Origin of the sequence: Aurantibacter aestuarii (assembly GCF_003008425.1) — a bacterium.
Taxonomy (GTDB): Bacteria; Bacteroidota; Bacteroidia; order Flavobacteriales; family Flavobacteriaceae; genus Aurantibacter; species Aurantibacter aestuarii.
Window position 1 is genome coordinate 1 of record NZ_PXOQ01000017.1, and the last position, 4,406, is coordinate 4,406.

The window sequence follows — 4,406 nt, forward strand, 5'->3', positions numbered from 1 at the left end:
ACATAAGCTCCGCCGTCTAAACTGAACTCAAATTCCGAGATTCCATCACCTGTTGCTGTGACCTGGATGGTATGGTTTTCTGAGAATGCATCGGTAACCACCTCGGCGGTTATAACCGGTGGTGTACTTACCTCTACGATGGTATTCGCATTTGGATCGTTTAGATCGCTTGAACATCCTGTAACATTATCTGTCACAATCACCGCATAGCTTCCTCCTTCTTGTGGCGCTAAAGTTGGTCCTGTCTGTCCTGGGATTACTGTTCCATTTAAATACCACTCAAAACTGTAATTTGCTGCACTTAATCCAGTGTCTATCACATCGTTTGGTAAGACTTCTGTTCCATTAGTGCTTGCACAAATTAGATACATGTCATCTAAATTAAATGATGGCATTGGGTTAACCTGAAGTGTTAGTGTAGTTACATCATAACAGAACGAACCATCTACTGGAGGCGTGCCTGTTGGGATGTTGTTATCTACTCTTACGTATATCACTTGTGGGTTAACGATGTTATTGTATAATGTTGGTAATGGATTGGTTCCTGCATCTGCATCGGCTTGTGTTTCGTAATAGCTTACTGCAAAGTCTGCTGCCGGTTGCGGATTTGTTGGATCGTTTCCTAATACTTCTGCATCTTGTGTTGATAAATCGAAGGTTGCACTATCATTTGTTGTATCGTTATCAAACTCCATATTGTCATCACAAACCTCAAACACATTAGCATACGGATACGCTACTGCATCGTCATTAACCTCGATAAAGAAACTTAAGGTAGCAATCTCACAACCTGTGGTTGTGTTACTGATGTTTACAAAAATCTCTTGTGGGTTACTCGAGTTAGTAAACGCTGCTGGATTACCTATTTGTGGTGCGCCATTTTGTGCGGCTAGTAAGGTTGTATGATAAGTTACTGCATAGTTTGGTCCGTCTTGTGCTCCTAAGATTATAGGCGTGTTCTGAGTTAAATCGAACGTAAATACATTATCCGTATTTGGCTCACACTCTCGGATATCTAAATCATCGGTCGGTATCACTGGTAACGGATTAACTATAATATCGAAGTCTACTATCGTATAACAACCTGTTCCGCCTGTTCCATTAACATCACTTCCACTGGTTACTCGTACATAGATGGTTTGTGGTGAGATACCTGTTCCTGGGTTAGCTGGATCTTCGTTACTATGCATCGTTGGATCTACTATAAAGTTAACTCCTGCTAAGGCTTCATTTAAATCTGTATAGTACGTTAAACTTACATTTGGCTCTCCATTGATGATGTCTACTGCATTTTGAGTTAAATCAAATACCTCTATGCCATCTGGTGAGTTATTGTCATCACACAATTCTATATCCATTGGATTTTGTGTTGGTGATGGGTTTGGTCTAACACGTACCGTTAAGGTGGTTGTACTGAAACATCCTGTGTTAGCATCTACCACTCGTACATAAATGGTTTGCACTGCATTTACCGTGTTTACAAACATCGTTGGATCTGGGATGGTTACCGTTCCTGCTTGTGCACTCGCTGCTGTAGTGTGATAGCTTACCACTAAACTTGGATCGTTATTGGTAATCTCGCCATCTTTAACCGTTAGGTCAAATGTGGTAAAGCCATCATTATCTTCATAGTAGTTCGCATCTAAATCGTCACACGCATTTAATACTGTTGGTGTTACTATTACCGGTGGGAACTCTACCTCTATCTGGAAGCTTCGTATCGTCTCACAACCATTGGCATTATCTAATCGTACCCAAATGGTTTGTGGGTTAGTCACGTTAGGATAACTTGCCGTGTTAGTAATTGGGTTAATACCGCTTATGGCATTGTTTTGTGTCGTGTAATAACTGATTGGGAAGTCTGCCGGGTTTTGAGTACCTAACACAACTGGTGTTACGTTCATATCAAAATTAAAGACATTAAATCCATCGTTATTATCGTCACATACGATATAAATATTATCACCTGGTGTTGCATCGATTGGATCGATATTATTTGGTATGACAGGTGAGTTTAATACTTGTAATTCTAAATTCACAATACGGTAACATCCTGTGGTATTGTTCTCTGCTCTTACCCATAACAATTGGCTAAATGGTTGGATGTTTTCATATGGACTACTTAAATCCATTGCGCCACTTATCGCATTTTGCTCGGTCTCGTGGTAAGTTATCGTCACATTTGGCTCTCCGTTTAAGATACTTATAGTCTGACTGTCTAAATCGAACATATCAAATATACCATCATTATCCGTGTCACACGCTGTTAATGGTGCTGGGTTTGCTAATGGTGATGGTAACGGGTTAACCTGAAGGGTTAATGTAGTTGTACTTATACAACCTGTTACACTATTTTCCGCTCTTACAAAAACAGTCTGAGGGTTTACCACATTCTCATATGGACTGGTAATTTCCTGAGTGTCTGTATTTGCTCCGTTTTGTGTTAAGTGATAACTCAGTACTATACCGGTTTGTCCATTTAATATTTGAGCATTAGCATCTTCTAATGTGAAGAATTCTTGCTCATCGCCTGGATTGTTCTCATCACATAACTGTAATGGGTCTGGTTGTACTAATACTGGGTTGGCATTAACCACCAGATTCATGGCCACAACACTATAACAACCATTTGTAACTCCTGTTGGATTTGGGTCATCCTCTACTCTTACCCAAACCGTTTGATTAAACGCTGTGGTATTGTTATAAGCGGTTGGTGAGGTTATTGGGTTACTTGGTGCTTCTGCATTTGCCTGAGACGTGTAATATGTAATCTCATAATTGGCTGGATCTAATCCATCTAATATCTGTGTGTTATTAGTCGTTAAATCGAACGTTGCAAAACCATCTGCGGTTGCATTATCACAAATCTCTATAGTCGTTGGCGTGTCTAATATCTGTGGCGTTGGGTAAACAATTAGTTGGAGTTGTACAAAACTTGCACAGTCTGTTGCTACCGTTGCACTCTCTATTCTTACATAAATCGTTTGGGTATTAATCATGATATTATCGTAAGGACTTGACAGCTCAACAACCCCATTTTCTGCATTGGTTTGTGTTTCATGGAATGTTACCGTTAAACCTGCTGCATTTCCTGTGATTTCTGGAATGGTTGAGTCTAAATCGAATGTTCCAAAGCCATCTGCATCTGGATCACAGTATTCTAATGGCATTGGCGTATTAGCTGCTGGTGCCTGAACCACGCGTAATTCTAATGGTGCCGTATCTGCACATCCCGTACTACTATCTTCTACTCGAACATATATAATTTGTGGATTAGAAATGTTGGTGTAGGTGTTTGGTAAGGCGTCTGTATCATTCTCTGCCTGAGTTTGTAGTAAGTGGTAGCTTACCGTATACGCAGGATTATTTCCTGTTACCTCATTATTCTTTAAGGTTAAGTCAATTGCTGTAAAGCCATCTGGCACATTATCATCACAGACCTCCAATGGTGTTGGTGGAACTATGGTTGGTTGAGAGAATACTGTAACACTCTGAGTTGTGGTAGTTGGACATGGTCCATTTGTGGTATACTCTACCGTATAAGTGGCATCAAAAGGCGCATTAGTTATGGTTCCTGTTGTCGTGTTAATCATCGCTCCATCGGTTGGCACTGGATTAAATGCAAAAGTACCTCCAGCTTGTCCTGTTATGGTTGCTGTAGCCCCATCACAAGTTGGTGATAAAGTAAAGCTTGAATTATCTTGGTTTAATACAGCTAAATTTACCGTTGATACGTCTGGACATGGGCCGCCTGTAGTGTATTCTATTGTATATACTGCTCCTGGTGTTCCCATAGTAACGGTTCCCGTTGCTACATCTATTACTGCTCCATCCGTTGGTGCTGGGTTAAAAGCAAAGCTTCCTCCCGCATCGCCTGTTACTGTTGCTGTTCCTCCATCGCAAGTTGCTGTTACTGTAAATGCTGATGTTTCTTCTGCAAATACTGTTACATTTTCTGTATTCTGAACTGGACATGGTCCTGTAGTTGTATATTCTATCGTGTAAGTAGCTGATGGTGGTCCACCTGTTACCGTTCCTGTGACTGGATCTATTACCGATCCGTCCATTGGGTCTGGATTAAAAGCAAATACACCGCCTGCATCGCCTGTTACCGTTACCGTAGCGCCATCACAAGTTGGTGTGGTAGTGAAGCTGGCATCTTCTAACGGGAATACCGTTACAGACTGAGTGCTGCTCACTGGGCATGGTAATGTAAAGCTATACTCTACCGTATAAGTACTGCCTTGTGTTCCATTGGTAATAGTTCCTGTAGTTGCATCTATGACTGCTCCGTCCGTTGGAACTGGGTTAAAGGTAAAAGTTCCACCTGCATCACCTGTTACCGTCGCTGTCGCTCCGTCGCAGGTTGGTGCTAAGGTAAATGTCGTATCGTTTGAACTTAAAAC

Annotated in this window: 1 protein-coding gene; it reads right to left on the reverse strand. The window is 41.2% G+C overall.

The window, feature by feature from the left end; translation table 11 throughout:
- On the reverse strand, positions 1-4,406 hold a 4,406-nt coding region (locus tag C7H52_RS13505; protein ID WP_106464332.1), incomplete at both ends, for a hypothetical protein.